The organism is Bradyrhizobium sp. CIR48 (genome assembly GCF_014198315.1).
Lineage (GTDB): Bacteria > Pseudomonadota > Alphaproteobacteria > Rhizobiales > Xanthobacteraceae > Bradyrhizobium.
This window is the reverse complement of sequence record NZ_JACIHG010000001.1, coordinates 58244-75096: the sequence shown is the minus strand read 5'-3', so window position 1 is coordinate 75096 and position 16853 is coordinate 58244. Positions and strand designations below refer to the sequence as shown.

Sequence of the window (16853 nt, the reverse complement as noted above, 5' to 3'; positions counted from 1 at the left end):
ACTTTAGCCGGTCGGAGCGACGCAGATTTGCGGCAGGTCAAACCTCACTCGGCCATCGCCGCACCCGGCCGGTCGACGGGTGCGACCTGATGTCCGCGTCGAAGTGATCAGCCGCTAACGCTTCGCCATCAACTCGAGCGCCGGAGCAAAGCGCTCCGCGAACGTCAACGACTTGGCGTGGTGAACTGCGGCAAACGATGCCGAAATTCCTGCCGAAGCGACCGCGAGCAACGCAATTACGAAAGCCAGACGGCGCATGTTCGCCTCCTGTGTGAGCTCGACTACCCCATAGAGATGGGACGGCTCTGTTTCAGGACGGTTTCGTGGGCGCGGAAATTGATTTCACTCAAGCGCCTGTGATGGGCCCGGCTTATCTGGACGCATTCCGTAACCAACTAACAATGGTCGACGTATTTTGCAGAGGAGCGCGGCCGTGTTGGGAATTCTACATCCGCGGACACGATCCTAAGCACTGCGGCGACCAGCAGCATTCGCTGGAATGGGAGTCATCAAGGACTATTCAAATGAATATCGTGATCCAGAAACTCAATGGCCTGTGGCACCTCATCGTCGGGTCGTGCCAGATCCGAACGCCCTTCCTGGACACCCAGGACCGCGCGCTGGTGGTGACTTACGCCCGCCGCGCCTATCCCGGCGCCAGGATCTTCCAGCGCGACTGACGGGAGCGCAGGCGCCTATTCCGTTCAGAGGCACGGGGTATATCCGGTCGCCTGGAGCCCCACGATCTTTCCATCTGGATTGGCCGACCATTTCACCGAGACGTGCATAGATCCGCAGACGAAATTGACCGGCCCGCGGTACTCGTAAGTCATCTCCCGTGAACCCGCAGGGCATGATCCGTAGCGGCGCATCGATCCCGGCCGTATCTCCGGCAACCTGCACAACGGGCGCGGCTGCGCGACGTCCGAAAAACCATCTTTCAGCAAGGATGCTCTCAACACTGCCTCGTCGGTCCCTTCTGGGAACTGCGCATTCAGGGTCGCCGTCATTGGACCGTCACGGTCATTCAGAGGCGAGGCAAGCGGCTCCGCCAGGATTCTTGGAGGCGCCCAGTTGTAGCTGAGGAATAGATTCAGCGCATATCCGGTGATGGCGAAGAACAGCGAATAGAGCGCTATGGTCCGTATCCAGAGAGACGTCTCCGCTGAGACGGCCGGCAGGCGCAAGCTCAATCCTCCGCACGCCAATCCGAACGACGCAATGATGAGCAGGATCGCAACGGGCACCAAGTATGGATAGCTGGCCAGCCAGCACACCAGAACGACGGCCAGCAAGCTCCAGCCCAGCGCCCGCCCATCCCGACGGAGAAGGGCAATGAGCGGCGCGATTGCCGCCATCATCGTGAAGATGAAAACGCCCTGCTGAGGCATTACAGCACGCAATTCCCGCTGCCCTAATCATCGTCCTCCGGACCGCACCAGCCGGGCAGGTAAATCGCATCCTTGCTCTTGGCCGCCGACATCGCCTTCTCGATCGCCTTGTCGAAATCTGCCTCCACCGCCTTGCGCGAGACTTTTCGGCGCAGGAAATCGGCCCAGAGGAATTCGGAGAACGGCGTGGTGTCCTTGGCGAAGCCGCCCAGGCGGCGCAATTCGCCGGCAAGGCTGCGGAACGGATCGTCCTTGAGATCGGCAACCGATTTCGGCAGGTCGCGGAACTGTCGCCGTTCGCCCTTGGCGTCGTAAGGATAGACCCAACGCTTGTTGTCCATCACGCCCCAGAAAGCCTCGCGCTCGACCATGCGGAGGTCGCCGACGATGGTCACCAGCACCTCCTTGACGCCTTCGTCGTGCAGTGCGCGGCCGAGATGATGATGGTCGATCACATAGTACCGCGCGTCGGGGCCGTAGACGACGGGGATCATGTGCTTGCCGAGAAGATCGGCCTGCTTCTTCTTGTCATGCTCGCGCCAGCGCTTGCGCTTCTCCTTGACCTCGCGCATGCCGACCGTCATCTGCGTCGGCCGGAGCGACAGGATCGGGACCGGGTGCACTCTCGGCTCACGCGCGTTGGTCGTGGTCATGGTCGAAGGCCCCTCGCATGGATGCAGCTGACGGTTCAGGTTCCCCCGACTATGACATGGGCCTTGCGGCGGCAAAACGTGTTCGGAAGGACACGGAGATCACAAGCCGATGTAGAGGGGAACGAAGGCGTGAAGCCCTTGGCCCTTGCTACCTCCGTTTTTGCAACGCAACCCTTGCATCCCTGCCGCCGACACGACGGCCGGTTCCGCGGTCGCTCCCCACCGTCCATGCACAAATAGTGCGAGCGCACAAATGCACGCTGGCATTGCGAAGATTTTCTGCAACACGTTCATCCCGTGTGCTATCTAAAATCGCTGCTTCGGAGTGATCCCCGCCCCATGACTACCCAGCGGCCCATAAGCTCTGACGACGAGCACCGGGTGCTCCAGTTCAGGCCGCGCACCTCGCCTTCCCCGACGGTCCACCGCGGTAGCGGCACCGTGCAGCCGTTGCGAGTCGCCCCCGAACCACTCGACCTGTCGCGCTACGAGAAGCCCCGCGCCGAGCCGGACGATTTCCGCCATCGCATGCTCGCCAACATCGCGGCGCTGGCCTTTACCATCGCGCTGACCGCAATCGGAATTTGGCTCGCGGTCAGCATCGCCGACCTGCGCCGGACCCAGGATTGCGTGCTGATGGGCCGTCGCGACTGCGTCAAGATCACGACGCCACATATCTAGGCCCGCCTCGCCCCGGCCCCGGCGGGCAAGGGACTCCAGTGGGGCATCCCCAGCCCTCTCTCGCCGCCTGCCCGGCTCCATTGAACTCAGGGCGGCGCTCCGATATACGGGCTTTCGACCCGGCCAGAGGGGGGTTTGAGGGCGTCATCAGGGGCGCGATGCCCACCCACCGTGCCACTCTGGATAATCTGACAAATATCCGCAATATATCAAAGGCTTAGTGATGTCTTCCACATTCGATCAGGTCGCCACGATCATCGCTGAAACCTGCGACATCCCGCGCGACACGATCACGCCGGATAGTCATGCCATTGACGATCTCGGCATCGACAGCCTCGATTTCCTTGATATCGCGTTTGCGATCGACAAGCAGTTCGGCATCAAGCTCCCGCTGGAAAAGTGGACCCAGGAGGTCAACGACGGCAAGGCGACCACCGAGCAGTATTTCGTGCTGAAGAATCTGTGCGCCCGCATCGACGAACTGGTTGCGGCCAAGGGCGCGAGCGCCTAAGCGCGCGGTCATGCAACTCGAATACTTCCACTTGATCGATCGCATCGTCGACCTCAAGGTCGACGAGAAGACGATCGTCGTCGAAGCGCAGGTCCCGAAGGAGAGCACCATCTTCGAGGGGCACTTCCCGGGTTACCCCTTGATGCCCGGCGTGCTCCTGATCGAATCGATGGCGCAGGCCTCGGGCTGGCTTCAGCTCGGCGTGTTCAAGTTCGAGCGCATGCCGATCCTTGCCGCCGTGAAGGAGGCCAAGGTCCGCGGCTCGGTCTTCCCAGGCGATCTCATGAGCATCGAGGCGAGCCTCGTCCATGAAGGCTCCGGCTATGCCATGACCGAAGCCAAGATCAGGGTCGGCGGCAAGCTGCGCGCGAACTCGGCGCTGACCTTCACGCTGATCCCCTTCCCCAATGCGGATATGCGCGGCTACATGACGAAAGTCGCCGAGCGCGTCGGCTTTCCGCAACAGGCCGTATCGCCATGACTGACACTGCTTCGAAGCCCGGCCAGACCGAAGTCTGGATCACCGGCATTGGACTCGCGACCTCGCTCGGCGAGGGCCTGGACGCCAACTGGGCCGCGCTTGCCGAGAAGCGCATCAATGTCGACGAGAAGGGCTTTGCGCCCTACGTCGTGCATCCCTTGACGCCTGTTAGCTTCGACAGCCAGATCCCGAAGAAGGGCGACCAGCGCCAGATGGAAGCCTGGCAGCGCATCGGCACCTATGCCGCCGGCCTTGCGCTCGATTCCGCCGGGATCAAGGGCAACAAGGACATCCTGTCGAAGATCGACATGGTGGTGGCCGCCGGCGGCGGCGAGCGCGATCTCAACGTCGACACCGGCGTCTTGACGGCCGAGGCCAAGGGGGCGAACGCGCCCGGCTTCCTCAACGAGCGCCTGATGAGCGATCTCAGGCCGACGCTGTTCCTGGCGCAGCTCTCCAACCTGCTCGCAGGCAACATCGCCATCGTGCACGGACTTGGCGGCACCTCGCGCACCTTCATGGGCGAAGAGGTCGCCGGCGCCGATGCCGCCCGCATCGCGCTGGCCCGCATCGCCTCGGGCGAGAGCGACATCGCGCTGGTCGGCGGCTCGCATAATGGCGAGCGCAAGGATTTGCTCGTCCTCTACGAATTCGGCGATTTCAACCTCAAGGACAAGTTCGCTCCGGTCTGGGCGCGCAAGGACCACGCCGGCTTCGCGCTGGGGTCTGCCGGCGCCTTCCTGGTGCTGGAGTCGAAAGCGCACGCGCAAGCGCGCGGCGCAAAGCCGTTCGCAAGACTGTCGAGCGTGGTCGCCGACCTCGCCCGGCGCAAGCAGGCCGGCGACATGGCCGCGACGCTGGAGCAGCTGTGGACCAAGCTGCCCAGGCGCGAAGGCAAAGGCGCGATCATTTCAGGCGCGACCGGTGCAGAGCCCGCGACAAGCGAAGAGCGCGACTTCCTGAAAGGCCATGCCGACTTTCCGGTGCGTTCGACCGGCACGATGTTCGGCCACACCATGGAGACGCAATTCCCGCTCGGCATCGCGCTCGCCGCGCTGTCGATCTCGCGCGGTGCGCTGTTCCCGCCGAACGATTCCACCGGCACCGAGATTGAAATGCAGGGAGCTCCCACCCAGATTGTGGTGGTGGGAGCCGGACACTGGCGCGGCGAAGGCATGGCGCTGGTCGAGGCAGTTAGCTAGCTCACCCGGGGGATCGACATGACTGCACCACGCGACAAACTCGGGCGCCCCGTCGTCGTCGTCACCGGCATGGGAATCATGACCTCGCTCGGTGCCGGCAAGGCCGACAATTGGGCCAAGCTCGTTGCTGGTGAATCCGGCATCCGCACCATCACGCGCTTTCCGGTCGACGGACTGAAGACCACGATGGCCGGCACCGTCGATTTCGTCAGCGTCGATCCGTTCTCCTCCACCGGCCTGTCCGAGCGGATGGCTGAGCTCGTGACGGAGGAAGCGCTCGAGCAGGCCGGCATCGGCGCCAAGGCCGATTTCCCGGGACCCCTCTTCCTCGCGGTTGCGCCGGTCGAGGTCGAATGGCCGCAGCGCCGCGAGCTCGGCCGCGCCGTCGGCGCGCTCGACTTCAACTATGACGATCTCTTGCGCATCTCCGGCGGCGGCAAGTACAGCGCCTATCATCACCGCTTCATGTTCGGCTCGGTAGCCGCACATCTCGCCGAGACCTTCGGCACCAAGGGCTCGCCGATCTCGCTGTCGACGGCCTGCGCGTCCGGAGCCACCTCGATCCAGCTCGGCGTCGAGGCGATCCGCCGCGGCGAGACCGACGCTGCGCTGTGCGTCGCGACCGACGGCACCGTGAATCCGGAAGCCCTGGTACGCTTCTCGCTGCTTTCGGCGCTGTCGACCCAGAACGATCCGCCGCAGGCGGCCTCCCGCCCCTTCTCCAAGAACCGCGACGGCTTCGTCATGGCCGAAGGCGCCGGCGCGCTCGTGCTGGAAAGCTTTGAGGCCGCCACCGCGCGCGGCGCGAAGATCCTCGGCGTGATCGCCGGCTGCGGCGAGCTCACCGATTCCTTCCATCGCACCCGCTCTTCGCCCGACGGCAAGCCGATCATTGGCTGCATGAACAAGACGCTGGCCGATGCCGGCATGACGCCGGACCAGATCGACCACATCAACGCGCACGGCACTGCGACGCCCGAGAACGACAAGATGGAGTTCAACACGACATCGGCCGTGTTCGGCGAGCTCGCGCAGAAGATTCCGGTCACCTCCAACAAGTCGATGGTCGGCCACACCATCTCGGCGGCCGGCGCGGTCGAGGCGATCTTCTCGCTGCTGACGCTCGAGCATCAGCGCATCCCGCCGACGATCAATTACGAGACGCCGGATCCCACGATCCTGTTCAACGTCGTCGGCAACAAGGCGCGCGACGCCCGTGTCACCGCGGTGATGTCGAACTCGTTCGGCTTCGGCGGCCAGAACGCCTCGCTGATCCTGACCCGCGAACCGGCCTGACCGGACGCATGGCGCTGCTTCCTGCGAGGACGAAGGCCCGCGCGCGGGAGGCTGCAAAATCGATCGGCGGCAGCCTGATCGGCGCCGCCACCGTGGGCATGCTGCGCACCACGCGCTATTTCGATCCGGCCAAGACCTCGGACTTCTTCGCGCGCGTCGTGAAGAAGATCGGACCGCGCCTGCGCGAGCACCGCATCGGCCGCGCCAACCTCACCGCGGCGTTTCCCGAGAAGTCGCCCGAGGAGATCGAACAGATCCTGATGGGCGTCTGGGACAATCTCGGCCGCGTCGGCGCCGAATTCGCCCATATCGACCATGTCTGGGATTACGATCGCGACCATCCGGAAAAAAGCCGGATCGAATTGTCGCCGCGCAGCATCGAGCTGTTCGACCAGATTCGCGACGACGGCAAGCCGGCGCTGATCTTTGCCGCGCATCTCGCCAATTGGGAGCTGCCAGCGCTCGCTGCCGTCGCGCATGAGCTGGATACCGCGATCCTCTATCGCCGGCCGAACATCGCCTCCGCCGACCGCATCATCCAGGAGATGCGCCAGGTCAACATGGGCACGCTGATCCCGGCGGGCCGCGACGCGCCGCTGCGGCTCGCGCAGGCGCTCAAGGACGGCAAGCATGTCGCCATGCTGATCGACCAGTATCTGACCGCCGGCGTCGAGGTCACCTTCTTCGGCCGCAAGACCCGCGCCAACCCGATGCTGGCGCGCCTCTTGCGCCAGGTCGAATGCCCGATCCACGGCGTCCGCATCATCCGCCTGCCCGATGGCCGCTTTCGCGGCGAGCTCACCGAGGAAGTCCAGCCGGTGCGCGACGCCGACGGCAAGATCGACATCCAGGGCACGACCCAGGCAATCACCAGCGTCGTGGAAGGCTGGGTGCGCGAGCATCCCGAGCAGTGGCTCTGGCTGCATCGCAGGTGGCGGTAGTTACGCCGTCATTGCGAAGAGCGGAGCGACGAATGCCCCTCACCGCCCCGTCTTCACCTTGGTCCAGAGCCGGTTGATGATGCGCTGGGTCGCCGGCTCGCGCGCCGTGATGACGAACAGTTTTGCGAGCGTCGCCTCGTCCGGATAGATGTTCTTGTCGTTCAAAATCTTCGGATCGACCAGCTTCTGGCTGGCGAGGTTGCCGCTCGCGTAGGACAGGAAGTCCGAGTTCTTGGCGGCGACATCGGGCCGATAGAGATAGTTGATCAGCTCGTAGGCTTCCCTCACGTTCTTCGCATCCGCGGGGATCGCGAGATTGTCGAAGAACATCTGTGCGCCCTCCTTCGGAATGGCGTAGCCGATCTCGATGCCACTCTTCGCCTCGGCAGCACGCGCGCGGGCCTGCATGATGTCGCCGGACCAGCCGACCACGAAGCAGATCTCGCCGGTCGCGAGCGCGCTGAGATATTCGGACGAGTGGAACTTGCGCACGAAGGGGCGGACTTTTGCGACGATATCGGCGGCCTTATCGAGGTCCGCCTGCTTGGTCGAGTTCGGATCGAGCCCGAGATAATTCAGCGCCGCCGGGAAGATGTCGTCGGCGGAGTCGAGCATGTGCACGCCGCAGTCTTTGAACTTGGCGAGGTTCTCCGGCTTGAAGACGATGTCCCAGCTGTCGATCTTGGCATCCGGCCCCAGGATCTGCTTCACCTTGGCGACGTTGTAGCCGATGCCCGTCGTGCCCCACATGTAGTTGGCGGCGTAGTTGTTGCCGGGATCGTAGGTCGCAAGGTTCTTGGTCACCATCGGCCAGGCATTTTCCAGGTTCGGCAGCTTCGCCTTGTCGAGCTTCTGGAAGATGTTGGCCTTGATCTGGCGCTGCAGGAAATAGGCCGTGGGCACCACGACGTCGTAGCCGGACTTGCCGGCCATCAGGCGCGTCTCCAGCGTCTCGTTGGCATCGAACGTGTCGTAGACGACCTTGATGCCGGTCTCCTTGGTGAAGGCCTCGAGGACATCCGGCGCCATATAGTTGGACCAGTTGTAGAAGTTGACGACCCGCTCCTCGGCCCTGACGGGAGCGGAAAGCAACGTCAGCGCGGCGGCGATTGCAAAAGCACGGCAAAGCCCGGAGCGGCCGACATTGGTCATCTCTACCTCTTGCGTCCACGCACCGCGTCCGACAGCCGCTCCAGCGCGGTGTCGAGCGTCTCGTCCTTCTTGGCAAAGCAGAAGCGCACCACTGAGGTCACGGGGTCCTGCTCGTAGAAGGCCGACACCGGGATCGCCGCCACCTTGTAGTCCTTCACGATCCGCCAGCAGAATTCGGTGTCGCTCTCGTTGAGCCCGAGCGGCGACAGGTCCACGGTGAGGAAGTAGGTGCCTTGCGACTTCAGCACGGGGAAGCCGAGGCTTTCGAGACCCTTGGTCAGGCGGTCCCTGCTCCGCGTCAGGTCTTTCCGCATCGACAGGAAATATTCGTCCGGCTTGCCGAGGCCGTAGGCGACGGCGGCCTGCAGGTTCGGCGCCGTGGTGAAGGTCAGGAACTGGTGCACCTTGGCTGCGACGCGCAAGAGCGGCGGCGCGGCGCAGACGAAGCCGATCTTCCAGCCCGTCAGCGAGAAGATCTTGCCGGCCGAGCCGACCTTGATGGTGCGCTCGCGCATGCCGGGAATGGTGATCAGCGGGATGTGCTTGTGCTCGTCGAAGGTGACGTGCTCCCAGACCTCGTCGCAGATCGCGATGACGTCGAACTCCTGACAGTAGCGTGCGAGCAGCTCGAGGTCCTCGCGCGGAAAAACCACCGCGCTAGGATTCAAGGGGTTGTTGAACAGCACCGCCTTGGTCTTTGAATTGAAGACGCTTTTCAGCATGTCCTCATTCAGCCGCCAGTGCGGCGGCTCGAGCCGTACGAGGCGCGGAATGCCACCGGCCTGGCGGATGATCGGCAGATAGGAATCGTAGACCGGCTGGAAGCAGACCACCTCGTCGCCGGGCTGGACCACCGCGAGGATGGCCGAGGTCAGCGCCTCGGTGCCGCCGGAGGTCACCATCACCTCGCTCATCGGATCGAGCTTGAGGCCGTGCCAATGGCCGTAATGGGTCGCGATCGCCTGGCGCAGTTCCGGCAGGCCCATCATCGAGGGGTACTGGTTGTAGCCGTTCAGCGAGGCCTCGGCCGCGGCGCGGCGGATGTCCTCGGGGCCCGGATCGTCAGGAAAGCCCTGGCCGAGATTGATGGCAGCATTGTCGCGCGCGGCCTGCGACATCGCCTCAAAGATGGTGACGGGAAGGTCGGCGAAGACCTTGTTCAGCGAGGAGCTCTTGGACGTCATCGCGAGGTCAGCCACCGACCTTGCTGGGAAGCCCCGCCGCCTTCCAGCCGAGCATGCCGCCGGCCAGATGCTTGTCGTAAGGCAGGCCCGCCGCCTGCGCCGCGAGGGAGGCGGTCACCGAGCGCTTGCCCGAGCGGCAGGCGAACACGACCTGCTTGCCTTGGGGATCGGGGATCGCCTTGGGATCGAAGGTCGAGAGCGGAACCACGACGCCGTAAGGGTAGGCCTCGGCCTCGACCTCGTTCGGCTCGCGCACATCGACGAGGAGATAGCGGCCGTCCGCGACACCCTTGGAAACCTCGTCCGGGGTCAGATCCTGCACCTGGTTTGCCACATCATCCTCCAACGTCGCGCGTGCCAGCCGGACCTATCCCGGCCGGCGGCAACCTCGCCTCTCGGCTCACGAAAATCAAGCGCTACAAAGGCTTGAGCCGCGCGGCGCAAGTTAAAGCTAAATCGCAGCGACTTGAAGTGCGGCGTTGGTTCGGCCGCCTAGATCGTCACCTGCGTTCCGACCTCGACCACGCGGCCAGAGGGGATCTGGAAATAGTCGGTGGCGTCGTTGGCCGAGCGGCTGAGCGAGATGAACAGCCGGTCCTGCCAGCGCGGCATTCCGGAATGGACGGCAGGCTTCAGCGCTCTGCGCGACAGGAAGAACGAGGTCGACATGATGTCGAACTGCCAGCCGAGCTTGCGGGCGATCGCCAGCGCCTTCGGCACGTTGGGCGATTCCATGAAGCCGAACTTCAGCGTCACCTTGGAGAAGGTCGGCGAGATCTGCTCCAGCTTGACCCGCTCGGCCGGATCGATGCGGGGGGTCTGCGCGGTTTCGATGGTGAGAATGACGTTCTTCTCATGGAGCACCTTGTAGTGCTTCAGACTATGCATCAGCGCCGTCGGCGCGCTGAGCGGGTCGGAGGTCAGGAACACGGCGGTTCCCGGCACCCGCTGCGGCGGCCGCTTCTCCAGCATCGCGACGAGGTCGGCCAGCGGGAATTCGAGCTTGCGCGACTTCTCGAACAAGAGCCGGCTGCCGCGCCGCCACGTGTACATCAGGATGATCATGAGCGTGCCGAGCGCGAGCGGCACCCATCCGCCCTCGAATACCTTCAGCAAATTGGCGGCGAGGAAGGTCAGGTCGAGGAACAGGAACGGCGCAATCAGAGCGGCCGCGGTGAACGGCGACCATCGCCAGACCTTCCAGATCACGACGAAGCCCATCATCGCCGTCACCACCATGGTCCCCGTGACGGCGATGCCATATGCGGACGCCAGCGCACTGGAGGAACGGAACAAGAGCACCATCAGTATCACGGCGACCAGCAGCAGCTGGTTGATGCGCGGGATGAAGATCTGGCCGGAATGGGCTTCGGATGTATGGCGAATTTCAAAGCGCGGCAGCAGCCCGAGCTGGATCGCTTGGCGCGTCAGCGAATAGGCGCCGGTAATGACCGCCTGGCTCGCGATCACGGTGGCCATGATAGCAAGCAGGACCATTGCGCCCCGGATCCAGCCTTGCGGAAACAACTGGAAGAACGGGCTCACGATCGCGCCGGGATCATCCAGGACGAGTGCCCCCTGCCCCAGATAGTTCAGCGCCAGCGACGGCAGCACGACGAACAGCCAGGCGGTCTGGATCGGCCGCTTGCCGAAATGGCCGAGGTCGGCATAGAGCGCCTCGGCGCCGGTCACCGCCAGGAACACCGCGCCCAGCGTTACGAAGCCGATGATGCCGTGGTGGATCATGAACGACACGGCGTAGAGCGGGTTCAGCGCCAGCAGCACCTGCGGCTGCCGCATGATCGGACCGACCGCGGCGATCGCGATCGCCGCGAACCAGACGCACATGACCGGACCGAAGAACGCCGCGACGCTCGCCGTGCCGCGCGATTGCACGGCGAACAGGCAGACAAGGATCACCAAAGTCAGCGGAACAATGTAAGGCTCGAATGTGAGCGTGATGTCCTTCATGCCTTCGACGGCCGACAGCACCGATTGCGCCGGCGTGATCACGGCGTCGCCGTAGAACAGGGCGCCGGAAATGATGCCGAGCAGGACGATGGTGGTGCCGCCCGTGCCGACCGCGCGCTGGGCCAGCGCCATCAGCGCCAGCGTGCCGCCCTCGCCGTTGTTGTCGGCGCGGAGCAGGATCACGACATATTTGAGCGTCACCACGACGATGAGCGCCCACAGGATCAGCGAGAGCACGCCCAGCACGGCCGCGGGCGTCGCGAGCCCTTCGGTGCCCGAGGCCGCCGTCACCGCCTCGCGGAACGCGTAGAGCGGGCTGGTGCCGATGTCGCCGTAGACGACGCCGATGCTGCCGAGGGTCAGCGCACCGAAACGGGCGGTGGTGTGGGCCTCGCCATGGCCATTGGCCGCCGCCGTTTCCGGGGCGGAAATCACTACATCGCTTGTCATGGGAGAGCCCAGTGGCCTCTAAAATGCTTCACTGCACAACGGCGGAAGAGCGCGCGGCTTATAGTCCTGCGCTATCGGCATAGCCTAGCCCGATTCCGGGGCTTAGCCATGCAAATTTGCATGACTAAGGCAGTTGCGTTCTAGATGATGACTTGAGTTCCGACTTCAACCACCCGTCCCGTGGGGATCTGGAAGTAGTCCGTGGCGTCGTTGGCGGACCGGCTCAGCGCAATGAACAAATGGTCCTGCCAGAGCGGCATGCCCGACTGCGCCGACGCCTTCAGCGACCTCCGGGACACGAAGAACGACGTCGACATGATGTCGAACTGCCATCCCTGCTTGCGCGCGATCGCAAGTGCCTTGGGCACGTTCGGCTGCTCCATGTAGCCGAAGCGCAGGCGGACTTTCGAGAACTTGTCGCTGATCTTCTCCATGCGGAAACGCTCCGCCAGATCGACCCGGGGCGTATGCGCGGTCTCGATGGTCAGGATCACGTTGTGCTCGTGCAGCACCTTGTTGTGCTTGAGATTGTGCAGCAGCGCGGTCGGCACAAAGGAGGGATCGCTGGTCAGGAACACCGCGGTGCCCTTGACGATGTGCGGGGGCCGCTTCTCCAGGCTGCGGATCAGATCGTCCAGCGGCACCTCGATCCGGCGCGTCTTCTGGATCAGGATTCCGGAGCCCTTCCGCCAGGTCCAGATCGTTCCCGCCATGGCCACGCCGAACAGCAGCGGCACCCAGGCGCCCTCAAGCAGCTTCAAGAGATTGGCGCTGAAGAAGCTCAGATCGACGATGACGAAGGGCATGATCACGGCCGCAGCCGTGGCAGCGCGCCAATTCCACAATTTCCAGATCACGATGAAGCCCATGATGCCGTCGGCGACCATGGTGGTGGAGACTGCGATGCCGTAGGCCGAGGCCAGATTGCTGGGGGTGTGGAACAATAGCACCAGCAGCATCACGCCGATCAGCAGTAGCCGGTTCACCCGTGGCAGGTAGATCTGACCGGCGTGAGTCTCGGAGGTGTAGCGGACCTCGAAGCGCGGCAAGAGGCCGAGCTGCACCGCCTGATAGACCAGCGAATAGGCGCCGGTGATCACCGCCTGGCTCGCGATCACGGTCGCGGCGGTCGCAAGCCCGACCAGCGGCAGCACCAGGCTCTCGGGCACCATGCGATAGAACGAGTGCTCGATCGCGCTGGGATCGGACAGCACCAGCGCGCCCTGCCCGAAATAATTGATCAAGAGCGCAGGCAGCACGAAGAACATCCAGGCCGACTGGATCGGCTTGCGGCCGAAATGGCCGAGATCGGCATAGAGCGCCTCGCCCCCGGTCACCGCCAGGAACACGGCGCCGAGGGTGACAAGGCCAATCGTGCCGTGCGACAGCACGAACTGCACGGCGTAATAGGGATTGATCGCCGCCAGCACGGACGGATCGTCGGCGATGTGGACGGCTCCCATCACGGCGATGACGGTGAACCAGATCACCATCACCGGCCCGAAGGCCGAGGCGACCAGCGCGGTCCCCTTGCTCTGGACCGCGAACAGCAACGCCAGAATAAGGACCGTGAGCGGCACGACGTAATGCTCGAACGCAGGGGTTGCGAGCTTCAGGCCTTCGACCGCCGATAGCACTGAGATCGCCGGCGTGATCATGGAATCGCCGATGAACATGGAAGCGCCGACCACGCCGAGGGCGAGCAGGAACCAGCTCCGCCGCCCGAGCGCGCGCTGCCCGAGCGCCATCAGCGAGAGCGTGCCGCCCTCCCCGTTGTTGTCGGCGCGCAGCAGCAGCAGCACGTATTTGGCGGTGACGACGATCAGCAGCGCCCACAGGATCAGGGAGAGCACGCCGAGAACCATGACCCGCGAGACCGGCTCGCCATGGGCGGCGCCCCTGACAGCCTCGTGGAATGCGTAGAGCGGCGAAGTGCCGATATCGCCGAAGACGACGCCGATGCTCCCGAGCGTAAGGGACCAAAAGCCTGAAGTGACCGGCCCGTCCTGGGTCTCGGCCTGTGTGATGCTCGCCGTCATGAGGGTGGAAAACGCTTCTTCCCTGGAATTGATCCGGCGCCTTTTGACTCTTCCGGCGCGCCTGTCAATCGGCGCACCACCATAGCAGGCGCCGAGCTGGATGCTGTGACGCCGCAGCCACGCTCATCGCCAGCGCGACGACATGCCTCAGGTAAGATGGTAGCGCAAGGGGGTTAGGGCTTCAGATTCGGCGGCAGCGGCGGATCTTCGCGCATCAGGGTGATGGTCACCCGCCGGTTGGCCGCGAGCGAAGGATCGTCCGGAAACAGCGGCTGGGTGTCCGCCTTGCCGGAGACGGCGAAGATGTGCGACGGCGGCAGGCCCTCGCGTTCGAGGATCTGGCGCACGGCATTGGCGCGATCGGCCGACAGATCGAAGGCGCCGTAGTCGCTGCGGGTCGGCACGAAGCCGGCCGCAGTGTGGCCGGCGATGGAGACGCGCAGCGGCGTGGCCTTGAGCGGGATCGCGAGCTTCTCGACCAGACGGCGGGTGCGATCATAGGGCACCTTGGAGCCGTCGGCGAACATCGAACGGCCGTCCTGGTCGACAATCTCCAGATTGAGACCCTGCTTGGTCTCCTCGAACATGATGTGCTTGGACATCTCGGTCAGCTCCGGCATGTCCTGCAACGCCTGGCGCAGCGAGGCTGCGGCGAGCGCGAAATTGCGGTCGACCTTGATCTTCGCGCCCGACGTGCGGTCGCGATCCTCCTGGTCCGGCGTCGGCGTGTTGGAGGCATCCTCGGGCTGGATATGGTCGACGTTCTTCAGCCGCGGGCGGGTCGGCAAACCGTCGGACTCGACGATACCGGCATAGCGCGCTTCGCTCTGCACGCCGAAGGCGTCGCGCATCGATCCCGCGACGATCTTCAGCTTGTTGGCGTCCTGCGTCGAGAACGCCACGAGCATCACGAAGAAGCTCATCATCAGGCCCATGAGGTCGGCGAAGGTCACGAACCAGCCGTGACCGCCTCCATGGGCATCGCCGCGTTTCTTCTTGGCCATGTCTCAAATCCCGGCGGGCGGACTTACGCCGGCACCGGCTCGCCCTCGGCGTGGCGGTGCTTCTCCGGCAGGTAGGCCAGCAGCATTTCGCGCACCAGGGTCGGGCTCTTGGAGTCGCGGATCATCAGGATGCCGTCGATGATCAGCGTGCGGTTGGTCTCCTCGTCCAGCAGCTTGCCGTGCAGCTTGTCGGCGATCGGCAGACAGAACAGGTTCGCAACCAGCGCGCCGTAGAGCGTGGCGAGCAGCGCGGTCGCCATGAACGGGCCGAGCTTGGAAGGGTCGGTCATGTTGGCGAACATCTGCACCATGCCGATCAGGGTGCCGATCATGCCGAAGGCCGGAGCGCAGTCGCCGATGGCGCGATAGATCTTGCTGCCCTCGTCGAGGTGCATGAGGAAGTTGTCGCGGTCGCGCTCGAGATTGTCGCGGATGAAGTCGAGGTCGTAGCCGTCGGCGACGTAGCGGATGCCCTTGGCGAGGAAGGGCTCGTCGGTCTCGACCTTTTCCAGACCCACCGGGCCCTGCTTGCGGGCGATCTCGGCGATGCGGGCGAGCTCGTCGACGAGGTCGTGCGCCGACAGGCGGCTCATGGTGAAGGCGAACTTGGCGCCGAGCGGAAGGCCGTGCAGGAGCGCCGAGAGCGGAAAGCGGATCATGGTGGCGGAGATCGAGCCGCCGAAGATGATGATCATGGCATGTTCGGAGATGAACATGTGAAGGTCGCCGCCCATGAAGATCATCATCGTGATGACGATGATGCCCGCAATGAGCCCGACGCTCGTCATGATATCCATGGGATACTCCAACGCGTACGCAACAACGGCCGTCCTGGCCGCTGGCGCGGCCCAACCCCGAACCGCATCGGAAACCCTAGAGTGCCGCCCTTAAAGCCGCGTAAAGGTTAAGTTGAGCCGGCGCGCCAGACCGGCGTAGCGCATCGGGATGAGGCCGGCTTTGCCGATGGCCGACACGAATTTCAACACTTTGCTAACCATGATTGCGGCGCGCTAGCGTGCCAGGCCCGTCAGCTTCAGGCTCAGTTCGCGCAGGCGCTTGCGGGCAGCTGCATCGTAGGCCTGCGGATTGGCACGCGCCTCGTTCATGCCGTTGAAGAACAGCCCGCTCTTGCCTGCGACATCGTCACCCTCGACGAGGCGCAGGATCGCCGCGCCGCCCTGCTCCACCGTCGAGATCGGCGTGACGCCGCCGGCGCGCACCATCGTGGTGTTCATGTAGGTCGCCGGATGCAGCGCATTCACGGTGATGCCCGCGCCCTTCAGTTCGTCCGCGAGATCGATGGTGAACATGATCTGGGAGAGCTTGCTCTGTGCATAGGCACGCGAACCGCTGTAGCCCTGCGTGATCATGACGTCATCGAAATCGATCGGATGCTGGCCGAGGGAGGCGACGTTGACGATCCGCGACGGCGCCGCGGACTTCAGCAGCGGCAGCAACAGATGGGCCAGCAAGAAACCCGAGAGATAGTTTACGGCAAACCGCAGCTCGTGACCGTCGGCGCTAACTTGCCGCTGCGGGCCGTCGTTCTGCGAACCGATGCCGGCGTTGCTGACGAAGACGTCGAGACGCTGGTGATCGCGGATGAGCGCTTCGGCGAGCGCACGCGTACCCGACATCGACGACAGATCGGCCTGATAGAAGGTCGGCGCGGCACCGCCGGCTTTCGCGATCTCGTCGCTCAACACCTTCGCACGCGCCGCATCGCGGCCATGGATCAGGACCCTTGCACCGTCTTCGGCCAGCCGGCGCGCGACGTAGCGGCCGACGCCGTCGGTCGAGCCGGTTACCAGGATCGTCTTGCCATTCATCTTCATCGTGCGTCCTCCGGCTGCGGCCCTGCGCCACGGGGGCGGAACCAGGGATGACTGCTATTCTA

General features: G+C 64.2%; 18 protein-coding genes. 7 read left to right on the top strand and 11 right to left on the bottom strand.

Going from position 1 to position 16853, the window contains the following annotated elements; genetic code table 11:
• Window positions 1-114: 114 nt before the first annotated feature.
• A complete protein-coding gene (locus GGD66_RS00380) occupies window positions 115-258 on the bottom strand; it encodes a hypothetical protein (RefSeq protein ID WP_162832236.1) in 144 nt (47 codons plus the stop codon).
• A 266-nt stretch (window positions 259-524) separates the two neighbouring features.
• Here GGD66_RS00380 and GGD66_RS00375 point away from each other — a divergent pair, with 266 nt between their 5' ends.
• On the top strand, window positions 525-680 hold the full coding sequence (locus GGD66_RS00375; RefSeq protein WP_183256584.1) for a hypothetical protein: 156 nt from the start codon (window positions 525-527) through the stop codon (window positions 678-680).
• Window positions 681-704: 24 nt separating this feature from the next.
• Here the strand turns inward: GGD66_RS00375 and GGD66_RS00370 are convergent, their stop codons facing one another.
• Together GGD66_RS00370 and GGD66_RS00365 are read right to left on the bottom strand one after the other, a co-directional pair.
• Window positions 705-1403 (bottom strand): hypothetical protein, encoded by a 699-nt coding sequence (locus GGD66_RS00370; protein ID WP_183256583.1) that lies wholly within the window; start codon window positions 1401-1403, stop codon window positions 705-707.
• A gap of 11 nt (window positions 1404-1414) precedes the next feature.
• Entirely contained in the window at window positions 1415-2044 is a 630-nt protein-coding gene (locus tag GGD66_RS00365; RefSeq protein WP_092252451.1) for a ParB-like protein, read from the bottom strand.
• Window positions 2045-2383: 339 nt separating this feature from the next.
• Here GGD66_RS00365 and GGD66_RS00360 point away from each other — a divergent pair, with 339 nt between their 5' ends.
• The 6 genes from GGD66_RS00360 (at window position 2384) to GGD66_RS00335 (ending at window position 7156) form a co-directional block, all read left to right on the top strand.
• Window positions 2384-2725 (top strand): hypothetical protein, encoded by a 342-nt coding sequence (locus GGD66_RS00360; protein ID WP_018320952.1) that lies wholly within the window; start codon window positions 2384-2386, stop codon window positions 2723-2725.
• 223 nt (window positions 2726-2948) lie between these two features.
• Window positions 2949-3236: an acyl carrier protein gene (locus GGD66_RS00355; protein WP_007592476.1), complete on the top strand. Its 288-nt coding sequence runs from the start codon at window positions 2949-2951 to the stop codon at window positions 3234-3236.
• A 10-nt stretch (window positions 3237-3246) separates the two neighbouring features.
• Entirely contained in the window at window positions 3247-3717 is a 471-nt protein-coding gene (locus tag GGD66_RS00350) for a 3-hydroxyacyl-ACP dehydratase FabZ family protein (RefSeq protein ID WP_183256582.1), read from the top strand.
• Window positions 3714-4919, top strand: coding sequence for a beta-ketoacyl-ACP synthase (locus GGD66_RS00345; protein ID WP_183256581.1), 1206 nt, complete (start codon window positions 3714-3716; stop codon window positions 4917-4919). Before GGD66_RS00350 ends, GGD66_RS00345 begins: the two co-directional genes overlap by 4 nt.
• Before the next feature lie 18 nt (window positions 4920-4937).
• The gene (locus GGD66_RS00340; RefSeq protein WP_018320949.1) at window positions 4938-6215 is read left to right on the top strand and encodes a beta-ketoacyl-ACP synthase; all 1278 of its coding nucleotides are present in this window, start codon (window positions 4938-4940) and stop codon (window positions 6213-6215) included.
• Between the two features lie 8 nt (window positions 6216-6223).
• A complete protein-coding gene (locus tag GGD66_RS00335) occupies window positions 6224-7156 on the top strand; it encodes a lipid A biosynthesis lauroyl acyltransferase (RefSeq protein ID WP_183256580.1) in 933 nt (310 codons plus the stop codon).
• A gap of 39 nt (window positions 7157-7195) precedes the next feature.
• Here the strand turns inward: GGD66_RS00335 and GGD66_RS00330 are convergent, their stop codons facing one another.
• From GGD66_RS00330 to GGD66_RS00295, 8 genes are all read right to left on the bottom strand, one after another.
• On the bottom strand, window positions 7196-8308 hold the full coding sequence (locus GGD66_RS00330) for a polyamine ABC transporter substrate-binding protein (RefSeq protein ID WP_183256579.1): 1113 nt from the start codon (window positions 8306-8308) through the stop codon (window positions 7196-7198).
• Between the two features lie 2 nt (window positions 8309-8310).
• Window positions 8311-9492 (bottom strand): aminotransferase, encoded by a 1182-nt coding sequence (locus tag GGD66_RS00325; protein WP_092253042.1) that lies wholly within the window; start codon window positions 9490-9492, stop codon window positions 8311-8313.
• A 7-nt stretch (window positions 9493-9499) separates the two neighbouring features.
• Window positions 9500-9826 carry a rhodanese-like domain-containing protein gene (locus tag GGD66_RS00320; RefSeq protein ID WP_183256578.1) on the bottom strand — a complete coding sequence of 109 codons (327 nt, stop codon included), beginning with the start codon at window positions 9824-9826 and terminating at the stop codon, window positions 9500-9502.
• A 158-nt stretch (window positions 9827-9984) separates the two neighbouring features.
• A complete protein-coding gene (locus tag GGD66_RS00315) occupies window positions 9985-11913 on the bottom strand; it encodes a potassium transporter Kup (RefSeq protein ID WP_018320944.1) in 1929 nt (642 codons plus the stop codon).
• Window positions 11914-12053: 140 nt separating this feature from the next.
• Window positions 12054-13952 (bottom strand): potassium transporter Kup, encoded by a 1899-nt coding sequence (locus GGD66_RS00310; RefSeq protein WP_183256577.1) that lies wholly within the window; start codon window positions 13950-13952, stop codon window positions 12054-12056.
• A gap of 173 nt (window positions 13953-14125) precedes the next feature.
• On the bottom strand, window positions 14126-14956 hold the full coding sequence (locus GGD66_RS00305) for a flagellar motor protein MotB (protein WP_018320942.1): 831 nt from the start codon (window positions 14954-14956) through the stop codon (window positions 14126-14128).
• Between the two features lie 23 nt (window positions 14957-14979).
• A complete protein-coding gene (locus GGD66_RS00300) occupies window positions 14980-15753 on the bottom strand; it encodes a motility protein A (RefSeq protein WP_018320941.1) in 774 nt (257 codons plus the stop codon).
• Between the two features lie 213 nt (window positions 15754-15966).
• Window positions 15967-16791, bottom strand: coding sequence for an SDR family NAD(P)-dependent oxidoreductase (locus GGD66_RS00295; RefSeq protein WP_092252437.1), 825 nt, complete (start codon window positions 16789-16791; stop codon window positions 15967-15969).
• Window positions 16792-16853: the final 62 nt, after the last annotated feature.